Below are 17,582 nucleotides of genomic sequence, written 5' to 3'. Positions count from 1 at the left end.
GGCCCGCCCCCTTTCCCCACCTGGAACTGCAATGAGCGAACTGTCCGTCGAAGCGAGCATCGGCTCGGTCGATTACCTCGTCCACTTCAGCGATGGCGTCCATCAGTGGCGTGCCGACGAACCGGCTGCGCTCGGCGGCGGCGACGCGGCGCCGACACCCGTCACGCTGCTGTTGTCGAGCCTCGGCGCGTGCACCGCGATCACGCTGAAGATGTACGCGCAACGCAAGGGCTGGCCGCTCGCCGAAGTGCACGTGAAGCTCGCGCACGAATCGGGCGGCGCGGGCAGCACGATCGTGCGCCGCATCACGCTCGACGGCGACCTGACCGACGAGCAGCGCGACCGCCTGCTGCAGATCGCGAACGCGTGCCCGGTCCACAAGATCCTCACGCACCCGATCACGATCGACACGGCGATCGCCTGATCGCCTGTCGCACCGACCACGAGCATCCCCCCACCATGTCCGCCTCGATCAAGACCCTGCTCACGCCGCGCGAAAGCGACATCGGCAACCTCGTCGTGCGCCGCGTGCTGCCCGCGCGCGCCGCGCGCCTCGTCGGCCCGTTCATCTTCTTCGACGAAATGGGCCCGGCCGTGCTGCCGGCCGGCCGCGGCATCGACGTACTGCCGCATCCGCACATCGGGCTCGCGACGGTCACCTACCTGTTCGACGGCTCGCTGATGCATCACGACAGCCTCGGCTTCCGGCAAAAGATCGTGCCGGGCGACGTGAACTGGATGACGGCCGGTCGCGGCATCGTGCATTCGGAACGCTCGCCCGACGAGGATCGGCCGCGCGAGCAGCCGGTCCACGGGATCCAGACCTGGGTCGCGCTGCCGGTCGAACATGAAGACACCGCGCCCGCGTTCGTGCACCACGCGGCCGACACGCTGCCGTCGTTCACGCGCGACGGCGCGAACGTGCGCGTGATCGCGGGCACCGCGTTCGGGCTGGCGTCGCCGGTCGCCGTATTCTCGCCGACGCTTTATGCGTACGCGGAATTCACGCCGGGCGGCCGGCTCGCGCTCGATGCGGAGCATGACGAGCGCGGCGTCTATCTCGTCGACGGCGATCTCACCGTCGACGGCACGCCGCTCGCCGCGGCGACGATGGCCGTGCTCGAACCGGGCGCGACCGTCGCGCTCGCGAGCGCGAACGGCGCGCGCGTGATGCTGCTCGGCGGTGCGCACCTGCCGGGCGAGCGTTTCATCGAATGGAATTTCGTCTCGAGCGCGCGCGCGAAGATCGATGCGGCCCGCGCGGCATGGGCCGATCAAACCTTCGGCAAGGTGCCGGGCGAGGAACACGAATGGACGCGCCAGCCGGCGCGCAAGGCGCAATAGGCAGGATCGGCAGGACCGCCTGAGAGGAAGCGACGGCCGGCACCCACGCCGGCCGTCTTGCGTTTACGGCTTCAATCCCATCAGCTTCGCCAGCGTCGGCCAGCGATCGAGCGATTCGACGAACGCGCGCCGCGCCTGCTCGTCGACATACCGTTCGGGATCGAGCGCGGGCAGGTGCCGCGACAGACCGATCACGTCGTTGGGTTGCGACAGGCGATCGTCGTCGCCGTCGCCGGGAAGGATTAGTGTTCGTCGATCCATACGCCGTCCGGAGTTTTCACCGCGTAACCCGCGGCCGTCTGCATCGTCACCGTGCCCTCGTTTTCGCCGACCATGCGCGTGCGCGGCAGGTCCGCCGCGTATTGCGCGAGCGTCGTGCCCGGCTTGAACGGGCTGTTCGACACCAGGTTCGACAGCAACTGCGCGAGCGCGAGGAAGCTGGTCGGCTGGTCGATCACGGTCGTTGCCCCATGGTTGCCGGCGAAACCGACGAGCCGCACGCCGACCGGGCCGTGCACGATGCGCGGCGTCGGGATTTCGCGCAGGCCTGCAATCTGATTCTCGTCGCCGCGCAGCGCGGCGCCGTGCTCGGGCACGAACACGATCACCGCGCGGCGGCCCGATTGCGCGATCAGGTCGGCGAGCCGGTCGAAGTCGGTCATCAGCTTCGTCGCGCGCTGCGGATACGAGTCGATGCTCGTCAGCGCGCTGCCGACGACACGGTTGCCGTCATGCAGGCTGATCGTGTTGTAGTACAGCGCGACGGGCCCCGGCACCGACGCGCGCTGCGCGTACCAGTTCGCGAGCGTCGAATAGTCCTCCTTGATCGGCGAGCCGTCGAACGCGTGCATCGCGACGGGCGCGGCCGCGTTCGAGATCATCGGCGCATCGGCCACGCCGATGTTGTCGTGAATCACCTGCAGGAAGTTGTCGAAATGGCCGTCGTGGTTCAGCAGCGACTGCACCGAGTAGCCGGCGCGCGCCAGTTGCGAGAACAGGTAGCACTGCTGCGGCGCGGGCTTGTACAGGTCCGCGTGCGCCTCCTGCCCGCAGCTCGCGCGCAGCACGCGGATCGCCGCCGGGCCGCTGTAGCTCGCGGCCGTGCTGAAGTTCGTGAACAGGTAGTCGAAGTGGCTCAGCATCGGATGGTTGCGCACCTTCGCCGCATCGAGATCGTCCCACGACAGCGAGCAGATGTGCAGCACGATCACGTCGAACTGCGTGGCCGGATCCTGGCCGAGATGGCCGAACGCCACCTGCCGCTGCGACTCCTGGGCGCGGAACGTCGCCAGCGCCGCGTTGTGATCCTCGGGCTGGTCGGCGCGCGTGGCGCCCGTCGCGTTCGCCTGCTGCGGGGCCGGCGCGACGACGCGCGCCATCAACCCGCTGCCGGCCTGCCACAGCGGCATCGCGATCAGCACGGCCAGCACGAACGTCGCGACGCGCAGCCAGCGGTTCACGATGAAATAGACGATCAGCGCGCCGGCGACCGTCAGCACCAGCAACGGCGGCAGCAGGCGCGGCAGCAGTTCCATCCAGTAGTCGAAACGGAACGTGCTCACTTCGCGCGCGGCATCGACGAGGCGCGCGAGCGGCGGCGCGTGCATCTCGCGCGCGAGCAGCGGCACCGCGATCGCGATCGCCGCGATCTGCCGCACGATGCGCCACGCGCGCCGCCGGATCGGCGCGCTCGCCGCGAGCGCCACCGCGAACGCGAGGTTCGCGAGCCAGAACGGCTGCAGGTGCCCGGTCGCGAACAGCGCGAACTTCAGGATGAAATACAGATTCCAGAACGTCATCTAAACCACTCCATGATGGGCGCCGCGTCAGTCGCGCGCCCGATCGAGTTTCGGCGCCAGCATCGCCTGCACGCCGCGCGCCGCGCCCTTCCACATCCGCACGTAGCCGTCCAGCCCGATCCGCAGCACTTCCTTCAGCCCACCGAGCGGCGTGTCGAGGCGCTCGCCTTCATGCCAGTCGAGCCACGCATCGGCGCGGCCGAACGTGCACTGCACGAGCTGGCGCTCCTGTTCGAGCGTCAGTGCCTCGAAGCTCACGCCGACGTGCGTCGGCGTCACGCGGGTCACGCGCACCGGGAACGGAAACGCCCGATCGCCGCGCGTCACGCACACCGTCAGCGTGTCGCCGACGGCGAGCGGCAGCCCCGGCACGGCTTCGAGGCCGAGGCCGCCGGTCGAGTAGTCGCTCGTGAAGCACGCGGCCGTCGACCCGTCGGCCAGCAGCAGCATGGCCGGCACGCGCATCGCGATCCGGTGCGTGACGCGCACCTGCTTGGTCTCGCGCGCGACGGCCAGCGCGGCGCCGAGCATCGCGAGGTTGTACACGGTCCAGCCGAGCGTGATCAGGATCGTCGACGCCTCGTCGCCCTGGTCGGCCGCCAGCCGCCACAGGCCGGCCAGGATCGCGAGCACGTTCAGCCCGAACAGCACCAGATACGGCTTCGACGTCGACCAGTCGACGTAGCCCTCGTCGATCTTGCCGCCCTTGTCGGTCACGTTGAACTTGCCGTGCTTCGGGCTGAAGAACGCGACGGTGGTCGGCAGCGCGATGTACCACGCGAGCACCGATTCGTAGACCTCGGCCCAGAACGAATGGCGGAAACGCCCCTGCATCCGCGAGTTCGCGACGTTCGCGAGCACGAGGTACGGGATCACGTAGCTCGCGAGCGCGAGCGACGACGCGTTGATGAAGTACAGGTGGAAGAACAGGTACGCGAGCGGGATCGTCAGGAACACCAGCCGCGGAATCCCGTAGAAGAAGTGCAGCATCGCGTTGCCGTAGCAGATCCGCTGGATCAGGCCGAGCCCGCGCCCGAGGAACGGGTTGTCGATGCGGAAGATCTGCGCCATCCCGCGTGCCCAGCGCGTGCGCTGCTTCACGTGGCCCGCGAGGCTTTCGGTCGCGAGGCCGGCCGCCTGCACGGTGGGCAGGTACGCCGACGTGTAGCCGCGCCGGTGCAGCTTGAGCGCCGTGTGCGCATCCTCGGTCACGGTCTCGACCGCGACGCCGCCGACCTCCTCCAGCGCGCTGCGCTTGAGCACCGCGCACGAGCCGCAGAAGAACGTCGCGTTCCACAGGTCGTTGCCCGACTGCACGAGCCCGTAGAACAGGTTGCCCTCGTTCGGGATCTCGCGGAACGTGCCGAGGTTGCGCTCGAACGGATCGGGCGAGAAGAAATGGTGCGGCGTCTGCACGAGCGCGCACTTCGGGTCGCGCAGGAACACGCCCATCGTCGTCTGCAGGAACGAGCGCGTCGGCACGTGATCGCAATCGAAGATCGCGATGTATTCGCCGTGCGTCTTCGGCAGCGCGCGGTTGATGTTGCCGGCCTTCGCGTGGCGGTTGTCGTCGCGCGTCAGGTAGTCGATGCCGGCCTCGGCCGCGAACGCCGCGAACTCGGAGCGCCGGCCGTCGTCGAGCAGGTACACGCGCAGCTTCGCCGTCGGCCAGTCGATGCTCTGCGCGGCGAACACGGTCGGCTTCACGACCGACAGCGGCTCGTTGTAGGTCGGGATATAGACGTCGACGGTCGGCCAGGTGTCGGGGTCGTCGGGCAGCGGCACGATCGGCCGGTCGAGCGGCCACGCGGTCTGCACGAAGCCGAGCAGCAGGATCATCCACGTATAGGCTTCGGCGCCGTACAGCAGGTAGCCGGCGACGGCCTCGACCGGGCTGCGGAAGTCGAGCGTCTGCGTCGTGCGCCACCACACGTAGCGCACCGTCGCGAGCAGCGCGAGCGATGCGAGCGCGAGCGTCGGCAGATGGCCGGGCAGACGGCGCAGCATGAGCGCCAGCACCGCGACGATCGCGAAGAAGGCGAACTGCGCGCCGGGCATCAGCGGCGACATCCCGGCCGCGGCCCACAGCACCGCGCCGGCCACCAGCAGCAGCGGCGCGAGCCAGCCGCGCCGGCCGACGCCGTTCGCGCGCGCATCGAGCCAGCCGCCCCAGCGTGCCCACGGCAGACGATCGAGCAGCGCGTTGATGCGCCGGCCGACCGCGCGGACGGCCACGTAAGCGGGCACGACGGTCTTGTCGAACCATGCGAGCGGATCGCGCGCGGGCCGGCCGTCGGCCGCGCGCGGCGCACGCACGATCGCGCGCCACAGCCATTCGCGCGGGCTCAACGGCTGCAGCACGCCCCAGTCGTGCGCGAGCCGCAGGAACGCGATGCGCACCCAGCGGCGCACGTGATCGGGCCGGCCCGGCGGCGGTGCGTGGAAAAACAGCCGCACGAGCCAGTCGACCAGTGTGCGCTCGGCCGGCAGGCCGATGCCGCGCGCGCACCAGTCGGCCGCACGGCGGCCGAGCGTGCGCAACCGCTGCGCGCGCGCGGGCTTCATCGCGCCGCTCCGGTGCGGCCCGCGGCAACGGCCGTCAGCCACGCATGGACCCAGTTCGCGACGCCGTTCAGGTCGTGCGACGCCTGCGAATACGGCGCGTCGTCGAAAATCCAGCTGCCGCGCGCGAGCGCCTCGGGCACGGCCGCGTCGACGTGGATCCGCTGTTCGAGCATCGACGCCGGCCCGGCGACCGCGCGCAGCATCGCGAGCGCGTCGCGCTGCATGTCGCGTGCCGGATTCAGCCGATTCACGACGATCTGCAGCTCACCGGTGCCGGCCCGCAGCGCACCGAGCCGCGCGGCCGTCGTCGCGCAGGCGGCCGGCTCCGGCGGCACGACGACGAGCGTCAGGTCCGCGCGGCGAATCGCCTGCTCGGCCTGCGGCGACGGATAGCGCGCGGTGTCGACCAGCACCACGCCGTCGGCCGGCAGCGCGATCTCGTCCAGCGCGCGCGACAGCCATGCGGGATCCGCCGCGAGCCGCGCATCGCATGCGGCTGCGTCGACCGCATCGACTTGCCCGTACGGCACGAACAGCACGCCGTCGGCATTGCGCCACGTGTGCGCGTGCCACGGTTCGGCGCCGCCGAGCACGCTTTGCGCGAGGCCGTGTTCGGCCAGCGTGTCGAGGCCGAGCGTCGCGCCCATCAGGTTCTGCGCATCGAATTCGACGGCGACGACCGGCCGGCCGCGGCGCGCGAGCAGCACCGCAAGTGCGGCGGCAAGCGTCGTGCGGCCCGCGCCGCCGGTCGTCGACGTAATGGCGATCGTCTTCATCGGGCCGCCTTGTCGCCGCCCTCGGCGCCGGGCAGCAACCGGCCGCGCAGCGCGACCGGCACGAGCTCGCACGGCACGGCGTCGCGCCGGTCGATTCCGCGCGGCGCCTGAAAGCCGCGGCCGACGCCGAGGTGCTGCGCAATGATCCACACCGGCACCGCGATCACGATGCCGACGATGAAACCGATGACGAGTACGGCAATCATGCGCGCTCCTGCTTGCGCAGCGGCATCGCGCTGCGGGTAGCGCCGCGCGCACGCGCGGCGGGAATGACGGGATGCGGCGCCGGTGCGTCGACGGCATCGGGCACCGGCGGCGCGCCGATCGCCTCGAGCGCGACGATCGCATCGATTGCATCGATCGCCTCGCTCGCCTCGGCGGGCGTCTCGCCGGGACCGGCATCCGCGGGCGGCGCACTCGCGCTGCCGGCCGGTTGCGTTGCCGCGAACAGGTCGCTGTAGTCGGCGATCGGCGCGCGCCGGTTCTCGGCTTTCAGCGCATCGAGCTCGGTGTCGATGCTGCCCTTTCCGAGGCATACGACGCGATCGGACAGCGTGTCGACCGGCACGTCGAAGATCCGCGCGAGCGCATCGTCGGCGTCGGCCGGTTCGCACGCGAACAGGAACACGAACAGATGCCCGGGATCGGCCGTCACGACGTCGCCCGCCCGGCGCGGGCGGCAGTGCCGCAACGCATCGACGTGCGACACGCCCGGCAGCAGCGTGATCTTCGCGAGCGTGTGCGGGAGCGCGAGCACGGCGCCGCGATCGAGCACCGCGCGAATGCGCAGGCAGAATGCGCCGACCGGCAGATAGCCGAGCACCGAATCGCCGAGCGCGGCCGCGAGCGCCGCGCGATAGTCGGGTGCGACCGGCCGCGCGTAGAGCTGGCCGCGCAGCGCGTGCACGGCCGCCTGCATCCGCGAGACCGGCAAGTCGCGCGCGACCACGCGGTTCGCGCCGACGCTCAGCACGAGCATCTCGAACTGCTGGCGCAGCACTTCGCCGCGCTCGACGACCGCGATCTTCAGCGCGCCGCCGCATTGCCGGCGCAACGCATGCACGTCCGCGCACAACGCCTCGAGCTGCGCATGCGAGCGGAACGCGAGCACCGCGGTCGCGGCTTGGGCACGGGCGCAGGCCGCGACGACGGCCGCGTTGTCTTCGACGATTTCCCAGTCGGCGGGCAGGCGATTCGTGCCGTCGAGCACCGCGCGGCTGACGATGACACGGTCCTCGTCGCTCGCGAGCTTCATCCGGCATGCCGGTTCGGTCGCGCCGCCGTCGATGCTCGCGGACAACCGACCGCCGGGCGCGAAGCGCAGCGGCCGCACTTCACCGGCCGCGAGCGTGTCGCCCACGCGCCAGAAATCGACGATCCACAGCAGCTCGCCATGCGTGCGCTGCAACTGCGCGACGCCCGAGCAGATACCGTGGAAGCCGCTGCGCGGCGTGCGGTCCGCATCGCGCACGAGCGGCGCATCGTCGGTGCGCGCGTCGTCGCCCGCCCGCGCGGCCTCCGGGTCGAGCAGCAGCACGAGCGCGAGGCGGTGCGTACGGCACCAGTCGGCCAGTGCGCGGGCTTCATCCGCGAGCGCGACCGGATCGTCCCAGCTGAACCAGCGCTGGGCGCCTTCCACGAAATACAGCGAACGCGCGCGAAAACCGTAGCGCCGCATCGCGCGCAGGCCGCCGGTCAGCCGCGCGAACGGGCCCGGCGCCGCGCGGCGCGGCGCGCCGGTGCCGAGACCGTCGTCGGCCGCCTCGACCGCCGGCGGCATCGCCAGCACGTTCAGGTTGCGCGGCCAGCCGGCCGGCTGCACGCCGCCCGCGAAGCCGAGCGATGCCATCTGGTCGGCCACGCGGGCCGCGTCGCGCGCGAGCACGACCGTCACATCGCGCGTGCGTGCCTGCCGCGCGCTTTCCCAGACAAGCGCATCGCATGCCGGCGTGCCGCCGGCCGCGTAGATCGCGTACAGCCCCCCCGCCTCCAGTTGCGTCCATGCATCGGGCAGGCCGTCGATCGCAAGCCGGCTCAGCGTGCCGACGCGGCCGCCGGCCGGCCCCATGCGCAGCAGCGCGCGCAGGTGGCCCAGCAGACCGGCAACGCCGGGCGCGGGACGGGTGGCATCGATTTCCGTATTCACGACGTTCCCCTAGTAATCCGAATAAAGCCGCACCGGAGTCGGCGTGACGAGCCAGCTGCGCTGCGCGCGCGCATCGAACGCATAGCGCAAGTACAAGAGCGCCGAGCTCGGCGCGTAGTCGTGCGACCGGTCGACATGCAGTTGCGCGCCGACACTCAGGTGCGGGTTCACGCGGTACTCGGCGATGCCGTTGAAGCCGTACGAGAACGACACGCCGCGCGTCGAGCTGCCCGCGTACACGAACCCGGCCGCGACCTGCGCGGCCCGCTGGCCCGAGAACGTCGGGTAGTACAGCGAATCCTTCTCGAAGCTGTTCGAGATCCCGCCCGTGAAGGTCAGGTCCCACGACAGCGCGTCGTACCGCCCCGCCCATTCGATCGGCACGCCGAGCGACAGGTAGCGTTGCGGGCTGTAGTAGCCGCCCTGCCCGTACGTGTAGTAGCGCAGGTTCTGCGCGTAGTGCCACGCATTGCCGACGAGGCCGGTGCTGACCTTCATCGTCGCGCGTTCGTACACGGGCACCGTGAAGCCGGTGCGCAGCGTGACTTCCGCGTTGCGTTCGACGTTGCGGCCGGACAGCACGCCCGCGCCGAGTTCCGCGAACAGGTTCGTGCGGCCGACGTCGACCGACGCGCGCAGGTTCACGCCATCGCGGCGCACCCCGCCCCAGACCGCGCCCGTCCATGGGTCGCGCATCCCCGCATACGACAGCACGCTGCTCGTTTCCGGCCGCCGCGACGCATTCACGCTGAAGCTTGCCGGGCCCGCGTCGAAGCGGTAGCGCACGCCGCCGACGAGGTAGTGCACGGGGAAGCCGAGCGGCGACGTGCCGAGGTCGAAGCGCCATGCGTCCGACAGATAACCGGCGCCGAGCGCGACGCCCGTCGTCGACTGGTGCAGCGAACCCGGCGGATTCGCGAGCAGCGCGGCGGCCGACGGATTCGTCTGGAACGGCGGCGGCAGTCCGCCCGGGGCCTTGAGCGCCGCGTAGGTGCCGAACGTCTTCAGCGCATACGCATCCGGGTCGCTCGTATCGAGCGTGCCCGGGTCGAGATGCACGGTATCGATCTGCGCGAACACGTGCCCGTCGTAGCGGACCGGCATCTGCAGATAGATCGGCACCTGCTGGGCGCGATACGACGAGACGCCTTCGTCGCCCGACTTGTACGCGGGCGTCCAGCCGGTCTCGATTTCGGGATTGCGCCGCTGTTCGAGCTCCGCGAACGCGGCCCGCGCGGGCGTCAGGCCGTCGCGGCCCGGGCTCACGCCCGTCGCGCGTTCCTGCGACTGCGACAGCCGGTACAGCGACGCCGCGTCGTCGTAACGGCCCTGCGCCTCGGCCACGCGCCCGGCCGCGACCGTCACGTCGGCGCGCGCCGGATACGCGGCGTGCAGCCGGTCCGTCACCTGCGCGGCTTCGTCCGGGCGGCGCAGCGCGTTCAGGCGGCGCACGGCCGACAGTTGCGTGTCGACGTCGTCGTCCGGCGTACGCGCGAGCACGGCCTGGACGCGCGCCAGCGCGGCGGCCCGGTTGCCGCTGTCCTCGTCGATCCGTGCGAGCGCGAGCTGCGTATCGGCGTCGTCCGGCGTGCGCGCGACAACCGGCGCGAGCGCGTCGCGCGCGGCGCCGTAATGGCCCTGCGCGCGTTCGAGATCGGCCAGCTCGAGCGCGTGACGCTTGTCCGCTCGGCCGGCCGGACTCGCACGATCGAGCAGCGTGCGCGCCCGTGCATAGTCCTGCCGCGCGATCGCTTCGTCGGTCTGCCGCAGCACGAGCCGCAGCGACTGGTCCTCGAGCCGCGCCGTCTGCGCCGGGGTCAGCGACGCTTCGCGCCGCAACGTGTCGAGCCACGCGGCGAGCGCGTCGTCACGCCCCGCGCTGCCGAGCAGATCGCCGTAACGCAGCCGCACGTCGGCATCGGCTTCGCGCGGATGCGCGACGATCCAGTCGTGCAGCAGCGCGAGGCCGCGTTCGGGTTCGCCCGCGTCGATCCACTGCGCGCCGATCGCGGCGAGCATGTCGGGATCGTCCGGCGCGCTCGCCTGCGCGTGCGCGAGCGACGCGGCGAACGCCGCGCGGTCGCCGCGCGCGAGCGTACCGCGTGCGTCGGCCAGCGCATGTTCGGCGTCGAGCTTGCGCGCGAGCGCACGCATTCCGTCCGAACGGTGCGCGTCGTCGACCGGGGCCAGCGCGGCCTGCGCGCCCGCGACATCGTCGAGCGAATTGCGGTACAACGCGATCGCGTAGCGCATCTCCGGCGTATCGCCCTGCGCGAGCCCGTCGTCCATCACCGTGCGGCCGAGCTGCGGCAACCCCATGTCGCGATAGAGGCGCGCGAGCGCGAAGCGCGTCCACGGCGCGTCGGGCGCCGCACGCACGGCCGCCTCGTAGCGTTGCGCGGCCGGGCCGCGTTCGCCCTTGTCGGCCAATGCGCGCGCCTGGTTCGCGAGCAGGTCGGCCCGCAGGCCGTCGAGCGCGCGGCGATCGTCGCGGCCCGTCACGCGACCTTGCAGCGCGTCGAGCAGCGGGCCGACCCGGTCCGCGCGGCCCGTGTTTTCATACAACGTGGCCGTGCCGCGCACGGCCGACAGCGCCGGCGAACGTGCCGCCAGCAATTCATGCAGCAACGGCTCCGCGTGCGCCCAGTCGCGCTGCGCGAGCAACGCATCGGCAAGCTGCAGCTCCGCGTCCGGACTGCCCGGCTGCATCGCGAGCGCCGCCCGCGCCGCGCGTTCGGCCTCCTGCGGGCGCCCCGCGTTGGCCGCTTCGCGGCCTTGCGCGAGCAGCCCCCAGAACTGCGCGGTGCGTGCGAGGCCTTGCCATTTCCCGCGTTGATCGGTCGCGCGCGCGGCGGCCTGCGTGAACAGCGCGCGCGCTTCGTCGTGCCGCCCTTCGCGCAGGCGCAGCAGGCCGAGGCCGCCGAGCGCGTCCGCGTCGTCCGCTCGCGCACGCGCCGCCCGCGACAGCAGCGGATCGGCCGCGACCAAGTCGCCGCGCGCGAGCGCCTGCAGCCCGCGCTGCTGCGCGATGTAGTCGGGGTCGCGTTCGAGCCGGCGCTGCGCGTCGCGCTGCCGGTCGAGACCGGCCGCACGGTCGCGGAATTCGGTGTCGTCCGGCGTGAGCGCGAGATACGCATGCAGCGCGTCGAGATACGCGGGATCGTCGCCGGCCGACTGCAGCACGCGGCGCCACAGCGACATCGCCTCGGTATGGTCGGCATCGTCCCGCTTCGCGAGTGACCAGGCGATCCGGTTGGCCTCCGCGCGCGTATCGGCATGCTGGTTCAGCAACCGCGCCAGCGCCATGGCCGCGCTGGTGTCCTGCGGATCGGCCGCGACCCTGCGGCGCAGCGCGGCAAGCGCCGACTCGCGGCCACCCGGCGCATTCGCGCGGATCTCGTAATACTCGGCGCCAAGCGCACCCGACGGCGCGCCGTTCGGAAACAGCGCGACGATCCGCCGCGCGGCTTCGTCGGCGCGGCCGCTGCGCGCGAGCAGGCGAATCTGCGCCATCTCGCCGCGCCCGCTCGTCGCGACACGGTATTCGTCGGCCACGCGCCGCGTGGCGGGCGCATTCGGCGACTGCGCCTGCAGGCGCGCCAGCGACGCCTGCGCGCCTTTCGCGTCGCCGAGCCGCAGCAGCACGCGGACCTGTTCGGCCAGCAGCTCGGGATCGCCCGGCGCGATCAGCAGCCCCTTGCGCAGCGCATCGCGCGCGAGATCGTCGCGATGCTTGACGCCCCACATCCGCGCGGTGTCGAGCTGACGCTGCGCGTCGGCCGACGCGGCAGTCGCCGGCGCCGCGGGGTTCGCCATCGCCGTGCCGGATGCGGCGCCCGGCGCCGCCGCGCACATCGACGACGCGAGCCACGCGAATCCCGCGACGTGCGGCGCGGCGCGTTTCAGCGGGCGGCGCACGAGCGACCTCCCCAGCGGGTGTCGAGCGTGCCGTCCGCGCCGAACCGGTAGCGGCCGTCGCGCCAGCCGAGGCCGAACAGCGTCAGCACGCTCGTGTAATAGCCGGGCGCCGACTGCCGCGCGAGCGTATCGACGCGGGCCGCCTGCGCATCGGCAAGCGCGTGCTGGCCGCGCGCATCGAGGAACGGCACGGCCGCCGCCGAAAACCCGCCGTTGCCGTCGTTCGGCCCCGCGACGCCCGTCGTCGTATCGACCTTCTCCGGCGGTGCGCCATGCGCGGCGATATGGTCGGCGAACGGCGCGAAGCGTGCGAGCAGCGGCGCGGCGAGCGGATCGGCACGGTCGAGCATGCCGGCCCACAAATACACGCGGATCGCGTTGTACGCGCTCTCCGCGTGCGTCTGCGGATCGGGGCCGAAGCCCGTGCCCGCGCGATACAGCGCCCAGTCCGGCGAGAAACCCTTCGGCGCCGTGTCGAGCAGCACGCGCCCGGTGCTGGATGCCAGTGCGGCCCAGCGCCGGTCGTCGGGCAGGCGCGCGCCGAGCGCGCGGATCACCTGCGGCGGCGAATAACTCGGATTCACGCGGAACTGGCCGTTGGCGAGCTTGAACCCGGTCGACCCCGGCAGCAGCGTGAGGCCGAGGCCCGGCACGGTCGCCGTCTCGTCGTCGAGCACGCGCTTCGCGAGCAGCGCGCCGCGTGCCGTATAGCTGCGCTCGTGCCACAGCCGGCCGGCCTCGACGAGCGCGTACGCGATCCACAGATCGGCGTCCGACGCCGCGTTGGCGTCGAGCACGCGCCACGCGCCGTCGGGCGCGCGGCCCCACAGCCACGCGGGCAGATGCGCGCTCAGGTCGCCCTGCGCGAGGTTGTTCTCGGTCCATGCGAGGATCGTGTCGAACGTGCGCCGGTCGTTCGCGACCAGCGCGAAGAAAAGTCCATAGGCCTGCCCCTCCGACACCGTGCGCGAATCGGCCGAGCCGACGTCGATCACGCGGCCGTCGGCCGAGATGAAATCGCGCTTGAACGCATCCCAGCGCGGCCACGCCGCACTGCATCCCGCGCTGGCCGCATCGGTCGCGCCGCCCCCGGCCGCGTGCGCCCGCGCGGCCAGGCCGGCCGCCGCGCACGTCACCGCAACCGCCAGCGCGAGTGTCGCGCCGACACGCCGCGCCGGCCGCGCTGCCCGTCGCTTCGTCATTGCCCGCGCCATCCGTTACATCCCCCGTCGACGCGCGGCGATCCTCTGCAGCACGCTGAACACGCCGAGCGCGAGCAGCAGCCCCGCGACGACGCCCACCGCGCCGAGCACGACCGGATGCCGCGCCGCATGCGTCCAGACACGCGCATACCACGGCACGAAACCGACCACGTAAGGCTCGCCGACCCGCAGGCTGTCGACCTGCCCCGGCCGCACCACCGCGAGGTCGCCCTGCAGCTGCGCGACGAGGCCGGCGTTCTCGAACACGTTGAGCAGATCGCCGAGACGCGGCTGGTCGGTCGCGGTCAGCGCGACGACGCTGCGGCCGTGGCTGCCCGGCAGCTCGAAACCGGCGAGCGCCGCGAGCGGCCCCGTCTGTTCGATATGCGCGCCGCCGTCCGCGAGACCGACGCCGTTGCGCCAGCGCTCCTTCACCGAGAACGCGACGCGCGTCGCGCCGGCGCCGCCCTGCTCGCCGATCGCGAGCGGCAGCGCCGCACGCCAGTGCGCCAGCAACGGCGACGTGGGCGAGCCGTCGATCACGAGCAGGTCCTTGCTGCCCGCCAATGCGGCGACGTCGCCGGGCCGGGCGATCTGCACGCGCAGTGCCGGGAAGCCGGTCCATTCGCCCATGTGGCCGAGCATCGTCAGATAGGCCTCGAGTTCCTGCGGCGACGGCCGGTCGGGCAGCACCACGGCCGTCTGCGACAGGTCGGCGAAGCGCGTGAACGGGAAGCCGCTGTTCGCGAAGAACGCGAGGTTCGGCAGTTGCGCGTAGTGGACGAAATGCGAGAAGTCGATCGTCGAATCGGGATCGATCGCCGCGCGCTGCGGCTCGGTCGCCGTGCTCGAGCACAGGCCCGTTTTCTGCGAATCGAGCGTGAAGCGGAACTGCAGCTGGTTGCCGCTGCCGACGCGGAACGCGGGAATGTCGACGTCGCTCGTCACGCGCCCTTCCGGCACCGACAGCAGCGGCAGCTGCATGCGGCCGCGCGCGTCCTCGGCATGGGCCGGCCCGAGCCGGTACGACTTCACGAGCTGGTCGTTGATCTCGACGGCGAGCGTCGAGTTGTCCTGCACGGTCGGCGCCGTGTAGCGGTAGCGCAGCGTGATCGGCACGCCCGCGCCGTTCCACGAGTGCAGATCGGCCGGCACGCGCAGGTTGAGCCGGATCGCGTCGGGCGTCGTGCCGCGCACTTCCAGCTGGCGCGGATCGTTGACGAGCTCGCGGAACGTGATCGGCCGGTTCACGGGCAGCCAGCGCGGCGCGTCGTACGGCTTGCGCGGTGCGCCGAGATCGACGTGCGCGACCGTCGCCGTCGGCCCCGACAGCGCCGCACGGCCGAGCACGAGCGCGGCGACCGCGTCGTCGACTTCGGCCGCCGTGCGGCCCGTGACGACCAGCAGCTTGCGCCCCGGCGCGGCCGGGTTGTCGGCGACCGCGAGCAGCGGTCCGTTGACCGGCGGCAGCGCGAGCCCGGCCGGTAGCGTCGCGGCCGTGCCGACCACCACCGCCTGGTCGTCGGCCGGCAGCGCGGACGATACCGGGAAGCGCGCATGCCGGTAATCGGCCAGCGCGCCGAACCACGACGCGAGCACACCCGCGCTGCGCAGCGTCGCCGAATCGGGCGCTGCCGGCAGCACGAACGGCAGCCGCACGCGGCCGTTGTCGCGCCGGTCGAAGAACGGCGCGGGCAGCAGCGCGAGATCGTTCGGCAAGCTCACCGGCGATTCGTCGAGGATCAGTTCGCTCGTCGGGCTCACGTCGGCCCACAGCGCCGAGTTCGACGGATCCTCGCAATGGTCGAGCGTGTAGTGCGCGATCAGGCGCAGGCCGATCTGGTTGAAATCCGAGAAGTAGCGCGGATCGATCGGAATCTCCTGCGTGACCGTGCGGCCCGCGCGCGCGGCGTCGAACGGGACGGTCGCGATCACCTCGCCGTTCACCGACACCTTCAGGTGCGACATCGGGAAGACCAGCGACGGCGAATACGCGTAGGTCAGGCGCAACCGCGCCCCCGTGACCACGCGGTCGAGCCGCACGCCGGCGTTGATCGTGCGCGCGTCGTCGGCGCCGCGCAGGCGCAGCGGATCGAACGCGCCGAGCGACGCGAACGGCAGATGCACGGTGGTCGCCGGCAAGCCGGCGGACGACGCGCTGGCCACGGCCGGCGCGGCCGCGAGCACCGGAGCGGACGCATCGGCGGGCCCGGCGGCCGACGCGGCCGCCGGCACCGCCGGCATCGGCGCGGCCGACAGCACTGCCGTGTGAAAAGCGCCAACCATGGCGACCGACAGGACGAGCAGCGACGCGGCCGGCTTCATGCGCCCCTCCGTGTCGTCTGGTTGATCCGGTCATCAAGCGCGTCCGAACCGACGCGCGTCAAGCAGCTATGCCCGTGAGTGCACATCCCCACTGCTTCCCCTCATATGGCGACCTGGCCTGATGCATTTATCGAAACGACGCGGCGGATTCTTTAACGGCCGTCGCCGTGCTGCGCGCGCCTGGCACGGGCGCGCGCCCATTCGTCACACTATCTCAAAAATAGGACAAAACTTACGCGAATTCGCGCCGATAAAGCGAAAAAAACCTCAATCGAGTCGGAAATGCTGCACGAGAGGGACGAATGGTAAGAATTGCGCCGTTGTCGCCGGGCGAGCCGAACGGCATACTGCCGGCGCCGTGCGGCTGGCCGGCGGCGGCCCGTGACGGACCGCCCGGGGCACGCCGCCGCGATGCGGCGCGTATGCTACCGCAAACCCGCGACGCCGGATGCGCTTTCTTTGATGGATCACTGACTTGAATCAAATCGTCGACACCGCCACCCCGTCCTCCGACACGCTGCTGCGCATCATCGCCCTGCAGACCGAGATCGCGAAGCTCGGCCTCGACCTCGGCAGCGTGATGGCCTATGTGGCCGAGCAGGTGCCGCAGCTCACGGGCGCGAGCGCCGCCGCGGTCGAGTTCGCCGAGGGCGACGACATGGTGTACCGCGCCGCGTCGGGCACCGCCGCCGGGATGCTCGGCCTGCGGCTGCGCCGCTCGGGCAGCCTGTCGGGCCGGTGCGTGCAGCAAGGCGAACTGCTGCACTGCGTCGATTCGGAAACCGACCCGCGCGTCGATCGCGATGCGTGCCGCCGGGTCGGCCTGCGCTCGATGCTCGTCGTGCCGCTCACGCATGCCGACACGACCGTCGGCGTGCTGAAGGTGATGTCGCCGAACGTCGACGGCTTCTCGCCGGCCGACGCCGGCACGCTGCGGCTGACGGCCGACCTGATCGCCGCCGCGATGTTCCACGCGGCGCGCAACGAGGCCAACGAGCTGTACCTGCGCGCGACGCACGACGCGCTCACGGGCCTGCCGAACCGCGCGCTGTTCTACGACCGCCTGCGCCAGTCGATGCATACGGCGCTGCGCGCGAACGGCCGGCTCGGCATTCTCAACATCGACATGGACGGGCTGAAGCCGATCAACGACGGGCTCGGCCACCGCGCGGGCGACGCCGCGCTGTGCGAGATCGCCACGCGGATGCAGGGTGCGGTGCGGCGCTCGGACACGGTCGCGCGCATCGGCGGCGACGAATTCGCGGTGATCCTGCCGAACATCGGCACCCGCGACGACGCGCACACGCACAGCGCGCGGCTCGCGCGGCGGGTCGGCGAACCGTTCGAATTCGACGGGCATGCGCTGCGGCTGGGCGTCAGCATCGGCGTCGCGATGCTGCCGGACGACGGCACCGACATGACCGCGCTGATCGAGCATGCCGATCGGGCCATGTATGAAGTGAAGCGCACGCGCTCGCGGCGCGCGGCGCACGCTTGACGGGCGGCG

The 17,582-nt window shown here is 71.8% G+C and carries 12 protein-coding genes; 3 read left to right on the top strand and 9 right to left on the bottom strand.

Going from position 1 to position 17,582, the window contains the following annotated elements; all coding sequences use genetic code 11:
- Nucleotides 1–31: 31 nt before the first annotated feature.
- Nucleotides 32–424 (top strand): OsmC family protein, encoded by a 393-nt coding sequence (locus AC0KUR_RS33120; RefSeq protein WP_473376973.1) that lies wholly within the window; start codon nucleotides 32–34, stop codon nucleotides 422–424.
- 35 nt (nucleotides 425–459) lie between these two features.
- Nucleotides 460–1,344, top strand: a complete 885-nt coding sequence (locus AC0KUR_RS33115) for a pirin family protein (protein ID WP_034186738.1) — start codon at nucleotides 460–462, stop codon at nucleotides 1,342–1,344.
- Nucleotides 1,345–1,407: 63 nt separating this feature from the next.
- On the opposite strand, the gene AC0KUR_RS33110 is transcribed toward AC0KUR_RS33115, so the two are convergent.
- From AC0KUR_RS33110 to bcsB, 9 genes are read right to left on the bottom strand one after another with little or no spacing between them, the layout of a single operon-like run.
- Nucleotides 1,408–1,605 carry a hypothetical protein gene (locus AC0KUR_RS33110; RefSeq protein ID WP_034186737.1) on the bottom strand — a complete coding sequence of 66 codons (198 nt, stop codon included), beginning with the start codon at nucleotides 1,603–1,605 and terminating at the stop codon, nucleotides 1,408–1,410.
- Nucleotides 1,587–3,143, bottom strand: a complete 1,557-nt coding sequence (gene bcsG, locus AC0KUR_RS33105) for a cellulose biosynthesis protein BcsG (protein WP_049031656.1) — start codon at nucleotides 3,141–3,143, stop codon at nucleotides 1,587–1,589. Before bcsG ends, AC0KUR_RS33110 begins: the two co-directional genes overlap by 19 nt.
- Before the next feature lie 27 nt (nucleotides 3,144–3,170).
- Nucleotides 3,171–5,708, bottom strand: coding sequence for a UDP-forming cellulose synthase catalytic subunit (gene bcsA, locus AC0KUR_RS33100; protein ID WP_473376972.1), 2,538 nt, complete (start codon nucleotides 5,706–5,708; stop codon nucleotides 3,171–3,173).
- Nucleotides 5,705–6,484 carry a cellulose biosynthesis protein BcsQ gene (bcsQ, locus tag AC0KUR_RS33095; protein WP_473376971.1) on the bottom strand — a complete coding sequence of 260 codons (780 nt, stop codon included), beginning with the start codon at nucleotides 6,482–6,484 and terminating at the stop codon, nucleotides 5,705–5,707. The genes bcsA and bcsQ overlap by 4 nt, the downstream gene beginning before the upstream one ends.
- A complete protein-coding gene (locus AC0KUR_RS33090; protein ID WP_034186734.1) occupies nucleotides 6,481–6,690 on the bottom strand; it encodes a hypothetical protein in 210 nt (69 codons plus the stop codon). The genes bcsQ and AC0KUR_RS33090 overlap by 4 nt, the downstream gene beginning before the upstream one ends.
- A complete protein-coding gene (gene bcsE / locus AC0KUR_RS33085; RefSeq protein ID WP_473376970.1) occupies nucleotides 6,687–8,630 on the bottom strand; it encodes a cellulose biosynthesis protein BcsE in 1,944 nt (647 codons plus the stop codon). The genes AC0KUR_RS33090 and bcsE overlap by 4 nt, the downstream gene beginning before the upstream one ends.
- 9 nt (nucleotides 8,631–8,639) lie before the next feature.
- Nucleotides 8,640–12,548: a cellulose synthase subunit BcsC-related outer membrane protein gene (locus AC0KUR_RS33080; protein WP_473376969.1), complete on the bottom strand. Its 3,909-nt coding sequence runs from the start codon at nucleotides 12,546–12,548 to the stop codon at nucleotides 8,640–8,642.
- A complete protein-coding gene (gene bcsZ, locus AC0KUR_RS33075) occupies nucleotides 12,533–13,762 on the bottom strand; it encodes a cellulose synthase complex periplasmic endoglucanase BcsZ (RefSeq protein ID WP_034186731.1) in 1,230 nt (409 codons plus the stop codon). The genes AC0KUR_RS33080 and bcsZ overlap by 16 nt, the downstream gene beginning before the upstream one ends.
- A 3-nt stretch (nucleotides 13,763–13,765) precedes the next feature.
- Nucleotides 13,766–16,075 (bottom strand): cellulose biosynthesis cyclic di-GMP-binding regulatory protein BcsB, encoded by a 2,310-nt coding sequence (gene bcsB / locus AC0KUR_RS33070; RefSeq protein ID WP_473376968.1) that lies wholly within the window; start codon nucleotides 16,073–16,075, stop codon nucleotides 13,766–13,768.
- A 475-nt stretch (nucleotides 16,076–16,550) separates the two neighbouring features.
- Here bcsB and AC0KUR_RS33065 point away from each other — a divergent pair, with 475 nt between their 5' ends.
- The gene (locus AC0KUR_RS33065; RefSeq protein ID WP_473376967.1) at nucleotides 16,551–17,573 is read left to right on the top strand and encodes a diguanylate cyclase domain-containing protein; all 1,023 of its coding nucleotides are present in this window, start codon (nucleotides 16,551–16,553) and stop codon (nucleotides 17,571–17,573) included.
- The last annotated feature ends 9 nt before the right edge of the window (nucleotides 17,574–17,582 follow it).

The sequence above is a fragment of the Burkholderia sp. YHN3-13 genome (genome assembly GCF_055810675.1).
This window is presented reverse-complemented; position numbering and strand designations above follow the sequence as displayed.

Excerpts from the sequence above, each read along its gene's own strand:
- AC0KUR_RS33120 (WP_473376973.1), top strand. The coding sequence starts at position 32 with ATGAGCGAACTGTCCGTCGAAGCGAGCATCGGCTCGGTCGATTACCTC.
- AC0KUR_RS33115 (WP_034186738.1), top strand. The coding sequence starts at position 460 with ATGTCCGCCTCGATCAAGACCCTGCTCACGCCGCGCGAAAGCGACATC.
- AC0KUR_RS33110 (WP_034186737.1), bottom strand. The coding sequence starts at position 1,605 with ATGGATCGACGAACACTAATCCTTCCCGGCGACGGCGACGACGATCGC.
- bcsG (WP_049031656.1), bottom strand. The coding sequence starts at position 3,143 with ATGACGTTCTGGAATCTGTATTTCATCCTGAAGTTCGCGCTGTTCGCG.
- bcsA (WP_473376972.1), bottom strand. The coding sequence starts at position 5,708 with ATGAAGCCCGCGCGCGCGCAGCGGTTGCGCACGCTCGGCCGCCGTGCG.
- bcsQ (WP_473376971.1), bottom strand. The coding sequence starts at position 6,484 with ATGAAGACGATCGCCATTACGTCGACGACCGGCGGCGCGGGCCGCACG.
- AC0KUR_RS33090 (WP_034186734.1), bottom strand. The coding sequence starts at position 6,690 with ATGATTGCCGTACTCGTCATCGGTTTCATCGTCGGCATCGTGATCGCG.
- bcsZ (WP_034186731.1), bottom strand. The coding sequence starts at position 13,762 with ATGGCGCGGGCAATGACGAAGCGACGGGCAGCGCGGCCGGCGCGGCGT.
- bcsB (WP_473376968.1), bottom strand. The coding sequence starts at position 16,075 with ATGAAGCCGGCCGCGTCGCTGCTCGTCCTGTCGGTCGCCATGGTTGGC.